This is a genomic window from Alicyclobacillus acidocaldarius subsp. acidocaldarius Tc-4-1 (assembly GCF_000219875.1).
Lineage (GTDB): Bacteria > Bacillota > Bacilli > Alicyclobacillales > Alicyclobacillaceae > Alicyclobacillus > Alicyclobacillus acidocaldarius_A.
The window spans coordinates 1,701,514-1,719,859 of the sequence record NC_017167.1; the positions used below are offsets into that span (position 1 = coordinate 1,701,514).

The window sequence follows — 18,346 nt, forward strand, 5'->3', positions numbered from 1 at the left end:
CCATCTCCCCCAACTTTGGCATGCAACTCCTAGTTTACTGGGGGTTCTCAAACTCGCGCAACACGAGAAAACGAGAGGAGGCAAGAGACATTATACTTGTGGCGGCGTCTTACAGGGATCAATCCTTGGCCATCGTCCACCTCAACGAAGGCCGAACACTGGGATTCTCGGTACACGCGAACCGCCTGTCAGAGGTTTTGATGGGCGGTTCGCGTTTTGGCGCTCAATAGTTGACCCACAGAGCTTCCTGACGCCACCTCTTCGACGCATGGCACTGTTTTGGCGGCGCGTCGATACACCGCCAATCTCGATACAGCTCGTCCATCAGATCGCAATGATAACCGGAAATCGCAACCTTGCCCCGAACATTGTGCAAAACCCGCGCAAGTTCCATGTGCTCCTCGTCGCTCATCTCGTAACGATAGGCTCTCGGATCTGTTCGGGTCGCATGGATGTATGGCGGGTCGCAGTAAAACAACGTATCAGGACTGTCGTAGGCACGAATCACGTCCATCGCAGGGCGATGTTCGATCTGCACGCGGACCAGACGCGCTGCGATCTCGGCCAAATTGGCCGCACTTCCAAGCCAACGGGACACATTGCCTGCCATCCCGCGCTGGCTCGTGTTGCGGCATGCCGCCCAACGCCCCGGTGTAGCGGTCTGCGCCAGTGCCATGCGAGCCTGTCTTGCTCGGACGTAGAACCGCCTTGCGCGCTCGAGTTCAGTTAGACCACCTGTTGGCTCAACGATGGCCCGGACAAACTCTTCTCGACTGAACGGCGTGAGCGCGATCGCCTCAATCAAGGCGTCGCGCTGCTCGCGAAGCACGCGAAAGAAATTGACGACTTCCCCGTCCAGATCGTTATACGTCTCCACAGGTGAAGGATCCCGATTCAGTAAGACCGCTGCCGAGCCTCCGAACGGCTCGCAATAATGATGCGCTCGCGGCAACAGCGGCAGGAGCCACGACAAGTGACTGTACTTGCCGCCGTACCAGCCAAACGCGATTCGCTTTCTCCTTGGTTTCTGGCGCGCCGTGCTCACGTGATCGATCATTAGCGCCGTGAATGGCGGAAGACCTTCTATGAATGACAAAAGCATCACCCCCACTGTGGGGGGCGATGCAGGGCATCGAACTACTGACCTCGGTGACTTTCGTGCTCTAACCGAACCAACTCAGCAAAGACCGGAGCAATCTGCGCGGGCACTACGCCATTTCCGAGAGCTTTGAGTCGAGCAACACGGTGACGACGTTTCGTCGCCGTCCGCGGCGGTTCCCACTCAAACTGCTCCTGCCCAAATCCAGCCGGCCATGGTACACTTCGCAACCGGTCGTTTTCCACATCGATGTCGGTCCATCCGATAGGTAATCCCATCAAGCACTCGACCCAGTCCGGATTCAACTGTCCCGGATTATTGGGTTCCATCACTTGAGCTTTTAGGTTGTGTTTCTCGACATCTCGAGCCCACGCTTGAGTTCCATGTGCGGAGGAGCCTTTATACTCGCTAGATTTCGGCGTGCCCCAAAGAACGACGTCATTAAGGTTTGGCGACCATCCATCCTTGCGTTTGCGCTTCGCTCTTGCTGAGTCGCAAACGTCACCCGTGCGATAATCACGCGCCTGTGGTGTGGGCCATCGCTGAGCATCCTGAGAAGACACGTCCGTGCAGGAAGCATCAAACCTCGTGATGGTAGGCCAGCAAGAATACTCTCTCCCGTCGATGCGGCGCACCCACGTCACATGCCCCATGCACACCCCACCGTACATCAAACCCGAGATCGGCCAGGTCATGGAGAACGGCTCCAAAGAACCGTCCAGCATCAGTTGACAGCAGCCCCCGGACATTTTCACCCACGAACCATCTGGGCCTAAGCTCGCGAAGCACTCGCCGGAACTCGGGCCAAAGATCCCGTTCGTCCTGAGCGCCCAATCGCTTTCCGGCCAAACTGTGCGGCTGGCAGGGCCACCCTCCACAAACGATGTCGATCTGGTCAAGTCCCGTCACCTCACGCACCTTCTCCGCAGTCACATCCCGGATGTCCGCGATGATCGGAACATCTGGGAAACGCTTCTGAAGCACCTTTTGGCAATAAGGGTCAATCTCACAGAACAATACCGTTCGGATCCCATACCATGAGGCCGCCAAGTCAATGCAACCTACTCCGCTGCAAAGACTCACCATGTTCACCACGCATCATCCTCCTGATCGTGCGTGGCTTGCAGGGCAAGTCTCCAAGTCTCCTCTTCGGTCAAGCCTTCCAGGTATATTGGCCTTATGGTAGACTAAACATGAAAACAGGAGCCGGTGCGGCCAACACCGACTCCCGGGCACCAACGCCTCGGGCGTTGCCTCTGCCCGTGTGTTTCGGGCAAGTGACCGCCCCGTCGGCGCGAACCTCAGGGGGCGGTCACTTGTGTTTACGGACCAGGGTTACGACCAGTGTGACAAGCGACACGACAAATGATCCAAACTGGACCATCAGCGCAATCGCATCGGCGACACTCATCGTCCCACCCCCTCCCTCTCGGGCAGGGGGTGCCTCCAAAGGTTCGTGGTACCCTCAGTTTACCATTTTACGAATAGTTAAACCAGAATGTTCCTCTTCTTCAGCATCTTCTTGACAAAGTCGTAGACGCGATCATCGAGCAGCATCTGCGTAAGCTGTTCGTTATGCGCATCCAGAAAACGTCGAGTCTCGACATCGATCTCGTCAATCTCGTTCTCCAACTGTTCCAACAGCCATCGAATCCGCGATAAGTCCCACCCGCGCTCTTCGAACATCGCAAGAAAATCAGAATACAACGGTTCCACATCCGATGGAATGCGATCCTTGTGCTCCAAGTACCACACGATGTATTCGAGCTCCACCCGCGCGCGTTCCGTCAAACTGCGCATGTACTCCAGTTGCGCATAGCGGGTCAGCGGATCCGCATCCAGCAGTTTGTGAAAGTATTCGTCCACAAGAGGCTCTCCAAGTTTGGCGATCTCCTCTTCGGTGGCATCAGCATGCGCCCGTACCAACTCATATGCCTTCTGATGGAATTCCAAGATCACTGACTCCATGTCTTTGTTCATTTCTCGTCCCTCCGACCGCGGTTTACATCGTTAACGAAACGGGCTGTTGCCCATCCAGCAAATCCGCAATCCTGCCATCCACCAACACACCCGCGGGCTTGCCGTGCTGGACTTGATAGGCGATCAGGTCGTCAATGTACTTTGCCTCGTCCATGAACGCCGCAATCATCGTCTCCAAATACTGCTTCTGCTTGACCAACGTCTCCAAGTCGGCAAACGGCAACGTCGCATGCGCGAACTTCGCCCCTTGTTGCCGATACGGCACCATCGCCCGAACCTTCCTGCCTAAGACACGTATCCTGCGCAGCGCTGTGCAGTAATAGTCGTTGTAGAACGCGTTCCATCCCTTCTCGGGCGTGAACACCCTGCGTGCATACGGCTCCACGAGATCGCGGTTCTGCTTCCCGGTCTTCTTGTCAGTGAAGGTGATGCGATAGGACAACTCCTGCAACATCTCCATTGGATACACCAGCATTTGCTCTTGTCCTTGCGCCATCTGGCGATCACACCCCTTTCACCAGATGGGGAGTTGCAGGGCAAAACAAAACGGCGACGATCCCGATGCTCACGGGAACGCCGCCGATATGTCCCATGTGCTATTTCAGCAGTCTCGGTCGCTGAATGGCGTGAAGTGCGTCGACAATTTTGGCCAGAAACGCGTTGACCTCCTCAAACCCGTCCATGCCGTTCGGCCCGACTCGTTGCTGTCGATAGAACTCGTCCACAATCCAGTCCACCTCGCCGCCCGTTTGATGATAGACCGTCCAAATGTCCATAACCGCGCGTTCCAGCTTCGTATAGAGCTTGCGACGTTGAGCGCGAGCCTCGTGTTCATCTTCGATCTTTTGCAGCGCGGGTGGCACTTGGAATTGTACGACCGGCGCGCCTTGGCGCAGCTGCTGGATCTTTTGTTCGTACCTGGCCAGCAACTGCTCAGTCGCTTGATACTTCGATTCGAGTTCGCGTTTTTGTTGCTCGATCTCCGCCGCCCGCCGCTTCCACGCCTCGATCTCCTGCTGAACCGAATCCGGCACCACCTCGACGCGCTCCACAGGGCGATTCTTGAGTTCCTCGATCTCCCGCTCCAAATCGGCAATTCGCTCGCGGTCTTCTTTTCTCCCGCGCTCCCGCAACGCGGTCAGTTCCTGCTCCAGCGTGACCACACGCCAACTCTGAGCCTGGAGATCCCGGATTCGACGTTCCAACTGCTCGATCTTCTGGCGATCTTCCTCGCGCCCTTGCTCGCGCAACTCTGCGAGTTCCGCCTGCAACCGCGCCGTTTCCTGGTCGCGACGTTCCGCCTCTTCGAGTCTCCGCCGCAATTCCTTGGTCTCCGCGAACGTGCGATTCGCGATCTCCTCTCCCAACGCTTCATACAAGGTACGCTGGATTTCCGGGCTTAGGTACGCCAACTGCTCGGCGGCGCTGGTACCAAGTTTGCCGGAGGATACAAGAGTTTGTAACTCCGGAATAAGGTTGTTAAGTTTAAGCAAGCGTTCCGTGGTTCGTTCGCTTTCTCCCACCACTTCAGCAATATCCTTCAGGGTTTTCAAGTCGCCAATTTGGCGACTTGGTACTTCGCTACTCGAAGCATTTCGCGTCCCGCCATGCCGTACACCCCAATATTCCGCCAAAAACTTGGCGCGTCGAGCCTTACGCATCGGATCATTGTCTTCGCCGCGTCGTTCTTCGTTGTCCGCAATCAGAAGGTACTCTGCTTCTTCCGGCGACACATCATAGATCGCCACGGGAACTTGCTCGATCCCCAACTCTCGTGCAATGCGATAGCGCTGGTGTCCCGCCAGAATGGTGCCGTCGGGCAGGATCTTCAGAGGATCTCGAATGCCGTGGACTTCGATGCTGCGTTTCAGTTCTTCGTACTTCTCACCCGTCAGATCGGCGTAGTAATCCGCGTTCTTCGGGTGCGGCTTCAACCTGTCGATGTGGATCAGGTTCATGGGAATCGCCTCCTCATTTATGCGTGGCATGCACGACAAAACACGACGCTGATGTTTGATATCTGTGGTGTCCACGACCTTGTGTAGCGCTAGGTATGCTTGCTGATGTCATTCTCCATACTTTCACCAATAGTCACGACAACGTCTCAATAGAGGACTTTTCAAATTGAAAAGTCCTCTATCTGACTTTCAAACCGCCAAAATGGCGGTTTGCTCTTTCAGAATTCGAAACGTTTTTTCTCTCTCCATCCCAGCGAGGACTTCTCAAAGTGAGAAGTCCTCGCTGGAACTTTCGTCGTTTTGACGAAAGTCGCCGCTATCCTCGTGCCATCAAGGTTCTTAGTTCTTAAATGGCGCAATTTGCTCCATTTTCACGTATGGAAGGGAAACGTCCATACCAACTCCTTCAGTAACCCCCACAACCAATTTAGTTTCACCAAATTGGTGATAGTTTTCAAAAGCTCAAATTGAGCTTTTGGACGACGACTTTCTCTAGTCTGATCCCCAATACTCTGCCAAAAACGTGGCTCTTCAAAGGAGCAATTTGCTCCTTTGGTCCTTCGCTTCCCGAAACACTCTTTCTCGCCCCACCTCGGCGAATCACCCAGTACTCTGCCAAAAACTTCGCCCTTCTGGCCTTTCGCATTGGATCGCGGTCTTCTCCGCGTCGCTCCTCGTTATCAGCAATCAACAAGTACTCCGCCTCTTGCTCCGAAATGTCGTAAATCACAACAGGCACGCGCTCCAACCCAAGCTCTTTCGCAACGCGCCAGCGCTGGTGACCCGCGATAATCGTCCCATCCGGCAACACCTTCAGCGGATCCCGGATCCCGTGGGCCTCAATGCTACGCCTCAGCTCTTCGTACTTCTCACCCGTCAGGTCCGCGTAGTACTCCGCATTCTTCGGGTGGGGCTTCAGACGGTGGATGCTCATCTCGCTCATATCGTTCGACCTCCTCACCTTGAGGGTGGGATGCAGGACAAAGACCGGACCAAATCAGTAGCGATTGTACAGCCTGCGCCTGGCGAAGGACAAAAACCGCCCTGCATCCTTTGCAGAACGGCGTAGATCATTTAAACGAGCGCAGGAATTCGCCTGGCGCAACGTGACCAACCTGTAACCGACGAAAGTGCTTCTGGTTCCAAGTCAAGACCGTCGGACACTTGCTGTGTCGCGCTTTCGCGGCAATGTATGCGCAGGGGGCACCTCTCTCCACATCAACAATTGCCCGAATGAAACGTGCTCAACGGATTCGCTGGATTGAGCGGGCTGAGTGGACTGGCCGGATTCGTCGGATCAAGCAGGTCAAATCGGTCGCTACGTTTCCGTTGATTATGGGTATTTGGCTTGCGCGTGTTTCCGTTGGTCGACTTCCCGTTTGTTGACTTTTGGGTGTTGTCCATATCGAACATGCCTCCTCACCGGGTTTTGTTCTACGTATTAAGGCTGTTTGCGGGACAAAAGAGACGCCCCGCTGGCACAGGCGTAAGGGACCAGGTGCGTTTGCGCCCAGTGACTCTTGCCAGATTGGGCATCGCCAAATGCCACCGTAAATGTTCCACGTGAGTTCGCCAGACGTGTACCTCCCTCAAAAAAGTCACTTTCACATAATCGGGACTTGCACGACAAAAAAAGCCGCCCCACCACGCCGGCAGGGCGGCCACTCGTCTCACTTGCTGTTGTTCGGCGTCACCGTCGTCTTCGACGGTCCGGGCACCGGGTAATATTCGTTCCAGCCATTCGTCACCGTTGGCGTCCACACTGTGATCTCCGGATCCGTCCAGTCGCCCCAGTCGCTCAGGGCCTTGACGATGATCTCCGGCATGTACTCCGCCGCGCCCACACGCCAGTTCGGCGGCCACGCCGCGTACTGCGTTTGGTTTTTCGGCTCGTACAGGATGCCGTTGTTGTGGTTCGCGTCAAACGGTGCCCACTGCATCTGCGCGCCGGGATACGGCACGCCAAGCGGATACTCCCCGGCAGGCCAACCCGACTCAAGCGGATCATCCGCGTGGCACACGCCCGACTGCTGCCACGTCACGCCGTTGATGTAGCCGCTCGTCACGTCCTGAAGGTTGTACGGGTTCATGTGCCACGGCCCGTCATACGCCTGGCTGCACGGCACCCACGGCCCGCCTTGATCCGGGATGTAGATGTTCCACGCAAACCGCAGGTGTTGTGTGTCGGCATTGGTCTTGCCACCGTCCCAGTACAACCGCACGTCTGGACTTGTCTCCGTGTAAACCTCGGGGACGTTCATGTGCAGCGTGATCGTGCTGTAGACGGGAACCCAGGAGGTCGTGGTGGATGAACACGTCCCGTCTGCGTTTGTGCCTGAACAAGACGAGACCTTCTGCCAGCCGCTGATGTACGTGTACGGATACGCGATGTTCTTCCACGTCTGCACAATCGCTTCCATATGTGCGTCAAACTCGCGCCCGATAAAGTTCCAGTTCGGCGCGATCTGCGCCCACACCGTCACATACCGGCTCGCGTTGTACGGCGACGGCTTGTTCATTGGATAGGTTGTGAACGCCCCTCCGTGCAAAGCGTCACCTAGCTTGCCGCCCCAAAGCGGAGTCTTCCCTTCGACGGTCTGAAGCACCCACAGGTGGATCGCGCCGCCTTCCCAGTCCCAGCAACCGTGCAGGTTGGTGCAGACAAAGCCCTGCGTCGCTGCCGGGAACTTCACTGTCACCTGTCCGTAAGGGCTCGGCGACCAACCCATGTCCTGTGATTCGAACTCATATCCGAATGTATCCCCAGCCGTCGGCTTGATCCGAATGATAATTGTGTTCGGCTGGCCGTTGGTCCATCCCGACGTACCAATGGCCTTATTGAGCATCGACGTGGGAATGGTGATTTGGGTTTGCGGCATACCGTTTTGGTACACTTCGACGCTACCGAGTGTCGTCCACGACTTTCCGCCGTTTGCACTCGCCTCGATCGTGAATGTGTCGTTGAAGTTGTTTGGTGCCGGATACAAGATCTTCGGCAAGTCACCGCCTGAGAGCGTCAGTGTGATCGGCTGGCTGAAAGCCGTCGCGTCCGCCGAAGTGTAATCGTCGCTCGTTTTGTACACCCCCCCGACGTTCTGCAACACCGCCAGCCCGCCACTTGTCGGCTGGAAAATCGTCGCCGTCTGCGTACCCGTGTACGGGTTCGCCGCGTCGTTTGCCTCGAACAAACTCGTCAGCGTCGCCGCACCTGCACCGTTGACGTACTTGACTCCGTACTTCGTTTGCAAGGCTTGAAGAAGATTGATCGCATAGCTTGATGGCGTTTCGCCGTTCGTCAAGCCGCTTGGGCTGTTCGGAAATGCGTCAAGCTGCCCCGTGCTGTCGATGACGTAGATGTTGTTCGCCGAGATTTCGGGTGCGCCCACCGCTTCGCCCGCCAACAACGCATCGCCCGATACTCCTGTCTTAAAGGAGACAAACGCGAGCTCGTCCCGATTCTCGACCGGCAACAAATACGTTCCCGACGGTCCGGCGTACCCCGCCTCCAATGCGGAGTAGGCACCGGCACCACCTACGTCCGAGTAGCTCCGCAACAACGTGATCGTTCCGTCGTCGTTGAGCTGCCCGTAGTAGATGTCCGTGTCGTAGTCGTTCCAGGCAATATAGCCTTGGGCCGTTTGGATGACGCTGCCGTTCACCGGCGCGTCCGAGGGCGTCTGGAACTTCGACACGATCTTGCCGGTCGTCGGGTCGATCACGTACAGGGTGCCGGTGCCGCCCTTGTTGTTCGGCGCGTATGCCGTGCCGATGATGATGTACGGGATCCCGCTCACCGAGTACGCCAGGACCGGCGTACCGTCGATGCGGCTACCGATCCAAATCTTATAAAGCTGCGACAGGTCGCTCGCGTCGAAGGCGTACAGATAGCCGTTCTGCGAGCCAACCCAGATCGTGTCCTCGCTCATGCCCGTGTTCTGCGCCGAGGCGTAGAGCGGGTAGCCGACGACCTGGTTTTAGTCAATCGGGTCGCTGGAGTACATGTTGTGTTGGTCGGTGGAAGTGCCGGATGAATCGAACGGGTTCGATCCGTTGTTGTTCCCGTTTTGCCCAATCGGCGTCCCATCTGGCTGGAAACCGTAAAGATTGTCACCTGCTGCCAGGTATACATTCCCAGTCGCCTTATCAATGACCGGTGCGCTGTTCGAGACGCCGGTGACGGGTTGCACCCATTTGACGGTGGGTGCGAACGCGCCTGTCTGAGGATCCTGTTTCCATCCGCTCGGGCTCACGTCCATCGCGATGAGGTAACCGGGCGCGGTCGGGTTGTCCGATGCTCCCTCGTTGTTCGCAGGTACCGCAAAGTACATTGTGCCGTTGTACTCCACCGGTGTGGAGTTTCCGTATCCGAGATGAAGCGTAATTGTTTGGCCGTCGTGATAGTAGGTGACCGTAGGCAGGAAGGTTGTAAGTCCCCAACTGTACGGGTCGTAGATCCCGTTCTCGTGCGTGCGCCACACCGAGTCGCCGAACTGCGCCGCCGCGTTGACGCTCGCAATCGCCAGGGCTTGCCCGTTACCGACATAGGTCAGTAGCGCACTCGCCTTCGGTGCGGGCCACGACACAAACGCACCTGCCGTCGTCAGCACCACTGCAACCGCCAGCGCCTTCTTCGCCTTGGTGTTCATGCGCACCTTGAACTTGCGCATAAAAAAATCACCTCCACAAACAGTGGGGGTGAGCAGACAAAAAAAGAACGCGGCGAGCGTTTCGTCGCGTTCGGTCACGGATTCACCGGGTTGATGCCTGTATGCCAATTCAAATTTGGAACAATGTCAAGTCCATAACCATACGCCCAAGCTCCGGCCTTTGCGTAAATCGGCGCAGTACCAATGTCAGGGACTCGTGAGAGAGGCGGCTTTGCACCCTGCATATCAGAATTCCCGGCAAGCCAATAGTTCGGAGCGATCCACTCAACATTACCGGAATTCTGATCGACTAGCTCGTAAATCATGTAAAATCCATAGAACCCCGTACCGTTATTGCCCCTTGCTACAAGTTCTGCGACCACATCACTTCCGCCCATGCCCGCACCTTTCAAAAACACCACCCACGGCCACTTCTGCAGTACCTGACCACCGTGGAGCTTCTGCACGTCGAAGCGCCTGTTGAAGAACACATTCTTTGGATCGGGATACCACTGAGCATTGTTTGCGAGCATCCCGAACATGCCCGTGGTGTGGTGCGCCTGCGCTTGCTGGGCCTGTGCCACCGCCTGCTTGTAGATCTGCGGCGTCACCTTCGTGTAGGTTGGACGCGGTGTCGGCCCAGTCAGCGCGAGCGTGTTCGTCGTCGTGTCATACGTTGCGCCGAACCCCATCGCCTTGAACAACGCAATGAGTCGCTGGACGTTCACGAACTGATCCGTGACTCCCGTGTTTGGATCTTTGATCGGGAACATGTTGATCTCGTCCAGCAGGTTCAGATTCACGGCAATATCCGCAGTAAAGTCTACTCCTTGACCATTGATGGTATAACCATTCATTCCGTCTTCCACTACAGGCAACGGATTACGGTATAGCAGTGTGTTGAACGTCCAAGTCGTTGCGGGGTCATCTAACAGGTTCACAAGCTGCCCTTCATGCGTCAAATAACTCTGAATGCCCGCTTGACCGTTCAACGCCGCCGAAACCACATTGAGCGGCACCATGATTTCGCCTGGCGTGTAATTCTGCACAATGTACGGAACACCGCTATCCGAGTCTGGAGCGGCAATTTTCGTCACGGCATACGTGTTCGCCAACACCTTACCATTTAACGTGATCTGCATCGGCACAAGGGTAGCCGTGTCTTCCGCCATTTTCGCCGTCATGGTAATCCGATCATACTCTGGGCCGATAAACGTCACCTGCACCGCCCCGCCGCTGTCGGCGAACGTGCTCGCTGGGGCGGCACACACCGCCAGCGCACTCAGCGCGCCGAGCGTTGCCTTCGTCCACCTCTTCATTGCCCTCGACCTCCTCCTGTCAGGATTCTATGTGAATTCCCTTCGATTTGTGATCGTTGGATCTATGTTCCTTGGATATGATTAGGGTAGCATGGGTTGGAAAGAAAATCAAGAGTTTGGTGCATCCGACTGTTGCTCTATTCCTAACTCTCGTCGAATAATTTCCACTTCCTCGTCCGGCGTCGCTCGTTCCAAGCACGACCGATGAACATGGCAGTCGTACTCAATGCTGAATAGCCAGTCGTTGCCTGTTGTTCTATGGCATATCCAACAGCCGCCTTCGTTCGGCGACGTTTCTTGCTCCCAACCGTATCGATCGGCGAGTCTGTTCCACGTGACAGACCCCCAACCGTCTCCCTGGACTTGCGCCCGAGCACGAATGACGCCTCGTATCGGTTGCGCGTGGTAACGGATCCTCCAAGCATCACCGGCAGCGTTGCGAATCGTGAAGTCCCAGTCCTTCTGATCCAACTCACAAACTGCGGCGATGAGATCTTCCATGTCTTCGCCACTAACCCGATACTCGTAGTAGCGCGGATCGAAGAACTCCGGCATGGAATATGCAATGTCTCTTGCGCATTCCGCGACGCGCTCCAATCGTTCAAGCCGTTCGCGTTCGATGAGCGCGTATTGATTCGGATCGTATTTGATGACCTCTTCCACGGAGCTGCCCCCTCATGACCAAAGATCGCGCATTGCAGAGTGTTTCGTCAATAAGAAAGGACACCGTCAGACAACGCCTTCGTCCACGACGCCACGTTTACGCACCCGCCCAATGGTCAACACTGAGCCCAAGCGCATGCAGCTTGCCATTCGTCTGAACCGTCTCCACGCCTTGCCCCGTGCCGTATGGTTCGGGGCCTTTTCATTCGGCGGTAGACGCCTTCCAACGGCAAAATTATAATTATAACAAAAACAACAGACTTTGTTGTAATTGTTGTTTCTGTTGCAATGGAGGAGCCTATACGCATCAATCCGTTTAATCCGTACTCCCCGGTTCACGACATCATATCGAACCATGGTTGTTATGGATTGCTTTAAAAATTTCCTTATAAGGAATCTCAAAACAAACTCGCATGGAAAACAAGAAAGAAAGCGGCACAACGAGAATCCCAACAAGATTAAATAGAGAGGCGCTCCAATAAGTTTGGAACCAATAAGTCTTAAATGGTTCTATATACCAACAGATACTGCCTCCCTGATCAGGATTGAATGTCATCGGAGCACAGGCGGTCAAAACGTTTTGTATATATTCTATGCGATATATCAACAAACAAGTATCTACCAATCCACAAAGAGAAACACATCCTGAAAAAACCGATAGAAAAATGGCTTCCCAACTTACATTCCATAGTTTATGGATCACGAGCGAACCAAAATAAAAACTATTAACCAGAAAAAAACCCTCCGTTCACAAGAAAAGAAAGGATGTAATCAAACCAGACATGAAAACCCTCCTCGTGTGATCCAGACTTGTTGGCTCATCCTCGCGTTCGTGTCAACTCACACTGACCCCCAGCGCCACTTCATGCAAGCTTTTCGCTATTCAACCGAATCTCCAAGGACAAGATTTCGACACTCTAAGACAAGGATCGACACCAGCAGATGGTCTAGCCTGAAGTTAGGCCGACACGCGCTGATCTTCGGCTCCTTTCGACGCCCCTGCATCAAGGTGGATGGTGCAGAGGGCATCGTCGTGTTTTGACGTTAGAACAATCTCTTCCACCCACCGCGGAGTTCGGCGTACAATTTCGCGCAGACCGGGCAGAAATCGAACGCACCCGCCACACACACGGCACAGACACATCAAAATCCACGAAGCATCCTCTTTAGACGTCTCACTAAACTCTCGTATCCTTCGCTTACAAAAAACCAAACTGCGAACAGGAGAGGTATCGGCCAGCACATCCACATCCAGATGCGTAGGTCGAAGTCCAAATCGTCGAACACAACGTCGGCAGCGAGCATGACTAGAAATCCTGCGATCGCGTACCCAACAAGGCAAATCCATACCATGATCCGAAATCACCAGCCTCACAACGTCTCCACACCCGAGACCATCCAACCGCCGCACGCGTCACCCGATGACGCGAGAGTTCCTCCCTTTCCCACAAAAGCTGTTCCTGCACTGCGCCATAACGCGCCATTTGCGAGAGCACGTACAACATGTCACGGGCCATGCTCCGCAGAAGAGAGCGATCCATCTCCTCGCCGCGCAGTTCCTCGACCATCCGTCGCACATCTTCGATCGCCGCCTGCTGCTTAGGCGTCAGCGTCTCCCACACCGCTTGGGCCTGATAAAGGAAGTCCTCGAGATACTGTCGATCTCTGGTCTCCGCATACTGCTCCAGGTCCAGCCTCATCCACTTCGGCCACGACATCGACCGGATGCGTTGGAAGACCCGCTGCCGCTGCCGCGCCGCTCGATCCAGTTCCCGCAACTGTGTCAAGAGCAGACGACGATGCGCACGATACTCCTCGATCAGTTCCTGCATGGTTGTGTCGGCCACATACATAACGAAAAACCCCCTCTCAATCAGAGGGGGGTTGCACGACAAAATTCTTCATCTGGGTGTGCCAATCGCCGGGGTGGTACCACTTCCAATCCTCTCGTGCAATTTACGCAACTCGGCGATAACCAGCGGACGATATCGAAGCAACAATTGACGTTCGGATTCCGCAGGGTGCGATGCTATGTCGCGCGCCATATTCGCAATCAATTCTCGCTGAGTCTCCCATTCGGCGCGAAGCATCTGAACTCCTTCGTCAACCTCTCCTTGACGATAGCGCGCCCACAATCTTGCAATATTTTCTTCCATGCTACGCATAAGTTGAAGCAACTGAACGATATGCGCGGCTGTTGTGCTTCGCAGTGCTTGTTGCCTCCATAACTCGTGGAGAAGATGCCATCCTATAACCGCCACCATGGCTTCGAATGCGTCAGTTTTCAACCGACGCGCCTTTTCAGCCGTCTTCCGATCTCGCAACATGCCACCTTCCGATATATGCGACAATTTTTCGGCGGCAAATTGCAGGTAATCCAAGAAGTAACGTCCATGCCATCGACCATACTCGTCAAAATGAGACGAATAAATCTCTTGATACATCTCGCAGATCCCTGCTCGACGCACGGGCCGCACTTTCGTCCCCTGCCGTGTCTCATACCCTGCACGTGAAAACGTACCGAGATAAGACAACAGCGATCGCCCGCTTAACATGGATTCGTCGGATGGAATCAACGTCGTCGGATGCAACGTGGTGCACCGCTCTGCGAGAAACACTTCCATTGCAATGTCCAACTGTGCCTCATAGTCTGAAAGCATTTCTTTCGCCAAAATGCGATCTGCGATATCATGATTTCCAAACGAAGGTAGCATCCACGATTTCTGCTCCATTCGAACTCAACTCCCCGATTTTTCGAGTTCATGTAACTTCGCCTTCAAACGTTCGACATAAAAGCGAACGGCGTGCAGAAACTTCGGATCTCCTTCTAGAGGACCTTCCCAAAGTTCCCGCGCTGCAACAACAACTTTCTCCCATTCCGCCAGTGCCTGCGCCATTTGCTGTTCAAACTGATTTCGATAACGCGCACGCTCTAGTTCGCTATGTTCGAAATGAACCAACCGTTGTGCAAGACGCTCGTTTTCTTCTGACAACCGCCGATTCTCCTCGTTCAAGGCACGATTCTTCTCGCTTATCTTCTTGAGTTTTTCGTTCAAATCTGCCTGCTTTTGAGTAAGGAACTCCTGTGCTTTGCGCTCCGCCAACGATTCGATTCCAACCTCCAATGCCTCCCTTTCTGCTTGCAAGCGGGACAACTCCGCTTCTAGATCAGCAATACGCTTACGAAACTCAGCCATTGTCTTTTCATCAGTCGATTGAGTTTGGCGTTTCCAATCTTCCAACTTCCGACGTTCGGCCTCCAAAGCCAAGAACGCCTGCTGGCGAGCCGCTTCCGCCTCTTCCCTTGCCTTTCGGAGCGACTCGATTTCGGCGCGAAGCGCTTTGATTTCTACGACGCGTTGCTCACCGATCGCTTCGCCAAACGCACGGTACAGAGCTTGCTGTTCGTCACTGTCCAAATATGCTAATTGTTCGGCTGCGGTCGAGGATAGCTTACCCTTATCAACCAACTCTTTTAGTTCAGGAATCAATTCGTTCAGCTTATCTAATCTACGCACCTGCTTTTCCGACATCCCAATCTCTTCAGCAACAGATTTAGACCATATTCCAATTAAATCCTGGACATTATGTCCGACATTTTCGGTCCGTGGTCTTCCTCTCCTTTCACCATGCAACTCTTCGATCAATTCACGCTCCCGACGTATTGCACGCGCCAACTCCATCGGCGAAAGCGTCCTCGTCTTGATATTCGCGGAAATCAACATCCTCGCGGCGCGGTTGTCATCCACCTCGACGACATTGGCTTCGATCTCCGACCATCCTAAACATTTCGCCGCACGCACTCTCTGGTGGCCGCTCAGGATCTCATATCGACCGTCTTCAACGGCTCGAATCACAATCGGGTGAATCAGCCCATTCTCCTGGATGTCGGCGGCCAATGCTTGCAGTTCCTCTTCCGTGAGATCACGAAAGAGACGGTTTTCCGGATGGTCTTGCAAAGCGTCAAGCGGCACGCGCATCTGGAAGACCTCCTCTATCTTTATGATTATGGCAAGATAGGGACTTCTAATTCAGAGATTCGCGTAGTACTCAATTCACCGAATGAGCATGGTACTCTTCGAGCAGTTCCTGCCTCGTGGTGTCGGAAACATACACAAAAGAAAAACCCCCTTTCTACTTAGAGGGGGTTGTAAGACAAAAACCGCATTCTGAGATGATACGGTCGCCGCGCATGTTCATCGATTCATCGAACGACCGCTTGCTGCGCTTGATGCGCTACCCAGTCCCCATTCTCGACTCTCGCGTACCCATCCACTTTGCGTTTCTCCATGCAATATACCCATCCCCGCAACCCATTTGCGGTGTCTGAAACGATCGCCCGATCGTAAAAGCTTGGATAGCCCTCCAGTCGATCAAGCCGCGCAAGACCCTCGTCCGTCACCCTGACCCATTCGCCCGTAACCACGCCGTCCTCCTCGAGCGTCAACGCCGGGAACGGCCCGAGATCGTACATAGTTCCGCGAATCTGGCCTTCACCCAGGTCCGCCACCAGATAAGGCTCCATCACAGGCCGATTGGGTTGCCCCTTCCTCAATGTGCCGTACACAAACACCGTATGTACACCCATACACAAGCCACCTCCCTAACTCAATCCTAGTTTTGATTCTAATATCAACCTATGTATGGGTCAATAAAACATCCAATCCAAATTCTATTGAAAACCTGAGATCTTCGTGATAGGCTTGTCTTGGGAGGGAAACCTCTCTTGGGCACCCCCTTCGTAGGAAGGGGGTGAGAGGGATGTGGCAGCACATTGCTGTGGTGCTCGTAGCGGTGGGCTGGAGCCTTGCCCGAATCGGGCATGCGCTTGCAGACATCCTGCGGGCCTTAAACGGCAATCCCCGCCCTGGCGCCAACCGTGAGGCGGGGAAGCCACATCGACCTCGCAGGAGGGGTTAACCCTCCTGCATTGTTCATGATTATCTTACCACATGGGGCAATATGCGTCTACAGGCATAAGCCCGCGACAGGACTCGAACCTGCAACAGGCCGCTTACAAGGCGGCTGCTCTACCTGTTGAGCTCCACGGGCATCACAAAGGCCCGGCGCTCGCGAAACACCGGACCAAAACAAACCGTCCCCTTGCAGGAGATTGACCTCGAACGACACGTAGCAGGGTCTGAACATAACTGCGGAAACTCCGAAAGCATGAGCAAAGCCCAGGCGGACGGTCGGCGACAACCGGAGCCGACCAGACACCTGAGCCCAACCCATCGCAGAGGAATGAGCAACGTGGTGCGGTGAGTAACACGCACCAAAGATGATCTTGACCTAGGCAACTCTGATTGTAGCACATCTGTGGAAGAAAGACCATAGGAACACCACACAATCGATGTCAACTTTTGCGATCCACTCTTAGATACTACTCATCGCCAGTTGCCTCCACACAGCATAAACACGTGCTACACCTTGAACTGGATCGTGAACCCAACGACAAGCTGAGCCCACCGTGATTGGCAAATATCGATAGCACCAGAGCACCCATCGCACACACAAAACCGCGCGTTGACGACGCTGCACGTTTTGCTCCCGCCACAAAAGCTTGACTCCAACGCTCGGATACCAGAAACACGCAATCCAGAAAACCAACGGTGTGTATTTGGCGTATCGTATGTCCCGATACGTCAACTGCAACCTAACCGCGATCCCCACCATCAGCGCGAAGAGAACGAGCGTTGCGGCCCATGTCGCCACGAAACGAAGTCCCATAGTTCCATGACCTCTCAGGCCAGAACAGTTTTGGGCTCGAGATTTCTCGCAATTGCCTTTTTCGCTTTTTTCCTTAGCCTCTGCACTGCATTGTCTACCGTCTTGTACCCGCACCCCAACACCCGCTGGATCTCCTCATACGAATGGCCTTCGATCCGCAATCGCCACACCTCACGCTCGAGTTCCGACAAGTTCAATTTCCAATTCTGATCGGCCCATTTCACGAGTTCTTGGGGAGAAGCGCCCTGCGGCGGTCCGAACACCTCGTCCTCCACACTCGGTGCCGTACGATCAACGAACACGTCCAGCACCGTGCGCTCCGAGTCCTCGATCCATGGGCACTCCGCGTCGAGCGACAGAGCCGTCAGATGCCAGAAGTGCTTTTGCCGCCGCGCCATCTTGAGCACGGTGACGAGTTCTCGCTTGACGCACATCTTGGCGAAAGCCAGGAACGGCGTTTGCCCGTCGTACCCACGCACCGCTTTCCAAAACCCAATCAGAGCGTGCTGCATCACGTCGTCGCGTTCTGCTCCGGGGATCCAATATCCATGCGCCCAGCGGCGCAGTCTGTCGCGAAATTCTTGATAAAGCGCCATGAAAGCGTCTTGGTCACCGGATTTTGCTGCAAGCACCAACGTGTCCATAAGAATCGCCCCCAACAGTGGGGCGGTGCAGGGCAGTTTTATTCTAATGCTGGCGGCAATTGACGAATGACCTTTAGCGTCTCCACCGCCACACGCACTGCTCGTTTCACCAAGTCCACAATGTACCGAGGATCTTGAGCCGTCTCACGAGCCCAGGCGTTCGGATCATTCACGATCCCGCTTGCTCGATCTCGCTTGATTTGATACTGCTCCACAATCCATTCAATCGGCGACCGTCCATTCACCTGATAGTGGAACGCTTCTTCCGGAATTCCACGAAGCGTTATCCACTCGTTGACAACCAAGT

17 protein-coding genes, 1 tRNA gene and 1 pseudogene are annotated in these 18,346 nt (G+C 54.8%); 1 reads left to right on the forward strand and 18 read right to left on the reverse strand.

Annotated elements, in window-relative coordinates:
• Positions 1 to 223: 223 nt before the first annotated feature.
• The 15 genes and pseudogenes from TC41_RS08160 to TC41_RS15795 all read right to left on the reverse strand — a co-directional run bounded on the left by TC41_RS08160 (position 224) and on the right by TC41_RS15795 (position 16,253).
• Entirely contained in the window at positions 224 to 1,102 is an 879-nt protein-coding gene (locus TC41_RS08160; protein WP_014464553.1) for a DNA adenine methylase, read from the reverse strand.
• A 576-nt stretch (positions 1,103 to 1,678) separates the two neighbouring features.
• Entirely contained in the window at positions 1,679 to 2,185 is a 507-nt protein-coding gene (locus tag TC41_RS17260; protein ID WP_041695771.1) for a DNA cytosine methyltransferase, read from the reverse strand.
• Positions 2,186 to 2,411: 226 nt separating this feature from the next.
• Positions 2,412 to 2,510 (reverse strand): putative holin-like toxin, encoded by a 99-nt coding sequence (locus TC41_RS15780; protein ID WP_081462258.1) that lies wholly within the window; start codon positions 2,508 to 2,510, stop codon positions 2,412 to 2,414.
• A gap of 77 nt (positions 2,511 to 2,587) precedes the next feature.
• Positions 2,588 to 3,079 (reverse strand): hypothetical protein, encoded by a 492-nt coding sequence (locus TC41_RS08170; RefSeq protein ID WP_014464555.1) that lies wholly within the window; start codon positions 3,077 to 3,079, stop codon positions 2,588 to 2,590.
• A 22-nt stretch (positions 3,080 to 3,101) separates the two neighbouring features.
• The gene (locus TC41_RS08175; protein ID WP_014464556.1) at positions 3,102 to 3,575 is read right to left on the reverse strand and encodes a hypothetical protein; all 474 of its coding nucleotides are present in this window, start codon (positions 3,573 to 3,575) and stop codon (positions 3,102 to 3,104) included.
• Between the two features lie 100 nt (positions 3,576 to 3,675).
• Positions 3,676 to 5,037 (reverse strand): ParB/RepB/Spo0J family partition protein, encoded by a 1,362-nt coding sequence (locus TC41_RS08180; protein WP_041695221.1) that lies wholly within the window; start codon positions 5,035 to 5,037, stop codon positions 3,676 to 3,678.
• Between the two features lie 526 nt (positions 5,038 to 5,563).
• Positions 5,564 to 5,980 (reverse strand): annotated as a pseudogene (locus TC41_RS16240) (ParB/RepB/Spo0J family partition protein); the annotation flags it as partial.
• A 727-nt stretch (positions 5,981 to 6,707) separates the two neighbouring features.
• Positions 6,708 to 8,963, reverse strand: a complete 2,256-nt coding sequence (locus TC41_RS08190; RefSeq protein ID WP_237699865.1) for a pyrrolo-quinoline quinone — start codon at positions 8,961 to 8,963, stop codon at positions 6,708 to 6,710.
• Positions 8,964 to 9,011: 48 nt separating this feature from the next.
• The gene (locus tag TC41_RS16835) at positions 9,012 to 9,704 is read right to left on the reverse strand and encodes a hypothetical protein (protein ID WP_237699866.1); all 693 of its coding nucleotides are present in this window, start codon (positions 9,702 to 9,704) and stop codon (positions 9,012 to 9,014) included.
• A gap of 74 nt (positions 9,705 to 9,778) precedes the next feature.
• Positions 9,779 to 11,002, reverse strand: a complete 1,224-nt coding sequence (locus TC41_RS08195; protein ID WP_014464560.1) for a hypothetical protein — start codon at positions 11,000 to 11,002, stop codon at positions 9,779 to 9,781.
• Positions 11,003 to 11,110: 108 nt separating this feature from the next.
• The gene (locus tag TC41_RS08200; RefSeq protein WP_014464561.1) at positions 11,111 to 11,665 is read right to left on the reverse strand and encodes a hypothetical protein; all 555 of its coding nucleotides are present in this window, start codon (positions 11,663 to 11,665) and stop codon (positions 11,111 to 11,113) included.
• 1,307 nt (positions 11,666 to 12,972) lie between these two features.
• A complete protein-coding gene (locus tag TC41_RS08205; protein ID WP_237699867.1) occupies positions 12,973 to 13,497 on the reverse strand; it encodes a hypothetical protein in 525 nt (174 codons plus the stop codon).
• Between the two features lie 69 nt (positions 13,498 to 13,566).
• Positions 13,567 to 14,397, reverse strand: a complete 831-nt coding sequence (locus TC41_RS08210; protein WP_014464564.1) for a hypothetical protein — start codon at positions 14,395 to 14,397, stop codon at positions 13,567 to 13,569.
• Between the two features lie 6 nt (positions 14,398 to 14,403).
• A complete protein-coding gene (locus tag TC41_RS08215) occupies positions 14,404 to 15,645 on the reverse strand; it encodes a ParB/RepB/Spo0J family partition protein (RefSeq protein WP_014464565.1) in 1,242 nt (413 codons plus the stop codon).
• 224 nt (positions 15,646 to 15,869) lie between these two features.
• Positions 15,870 to 16,253, reverse strand: coding sequence for a gamma-glutamylcyclotransferase family protein (locus TC41_RS15795; protein ID WP_014464566.1), 384 nt, complete (start codon positions 16,251 to 16,253; stop codon positions 15,870 to 15,872).
• Positions 16,254 to 16,426: 173 nt separating this feature from the next.
• Between TC41_RS15795 and TC41_RS16560 the strand changes: the two genes are divergently transcribed.
• Positions 16,427 to 16,585: a hypothetical protein gene (locus tag TC41_RS16560; RefSeq protein ID WP_193352800.1), complete on the forward strand. Its 159-nt coding sequence runs from the start codon at positions 16,427 to 16,429 to the stop codon at positions 16,583 to 16,585.
• A gap of 59 nt (positions 16,586 to 16,644) precedes the next feature.
• Here the strand turns inward: TC41_RS16560 and TC41_RS08225 are convergent.
• From TC41_RS08225 to TC41_RS17055, 3 genes are all read right to left on the reverse strand, one after another.
• Positions 16,645 to 16,717, reverse strand: a tRNA-Thr gene (locus TC41_RS08225).
• 692 nt (positions 16,718 to 17,409) lie between these two features.
• On the reverse strand, positions 17,410 to 18,039 hold the full coding sequence (locus TC41_RS08230) for a sigma-70 family RNA polymerase sigma factor (RefSeq protein WP_014464567.1): 630 nt from the start codon (positions 18,037 to 18,039) through the stop codon (positions 17,410 to 17,412).
• A 38-nt stretch (positions 18,040 to 18,077) separates the two neighbouring features.
• Positions 18,078 to 18,344, reverse strand: coding sequence for a type ISP restriction/modification enzyme (locus TC41_RS17055; RefSeq protein WP_014464568.1), 267 nt, complete (start codon positions 18,342 to 18,344; stop codon positions 18,078 to 18,080).
• Positions 18,345 to 18,346 lie beyond the last annotated feature (2 nt).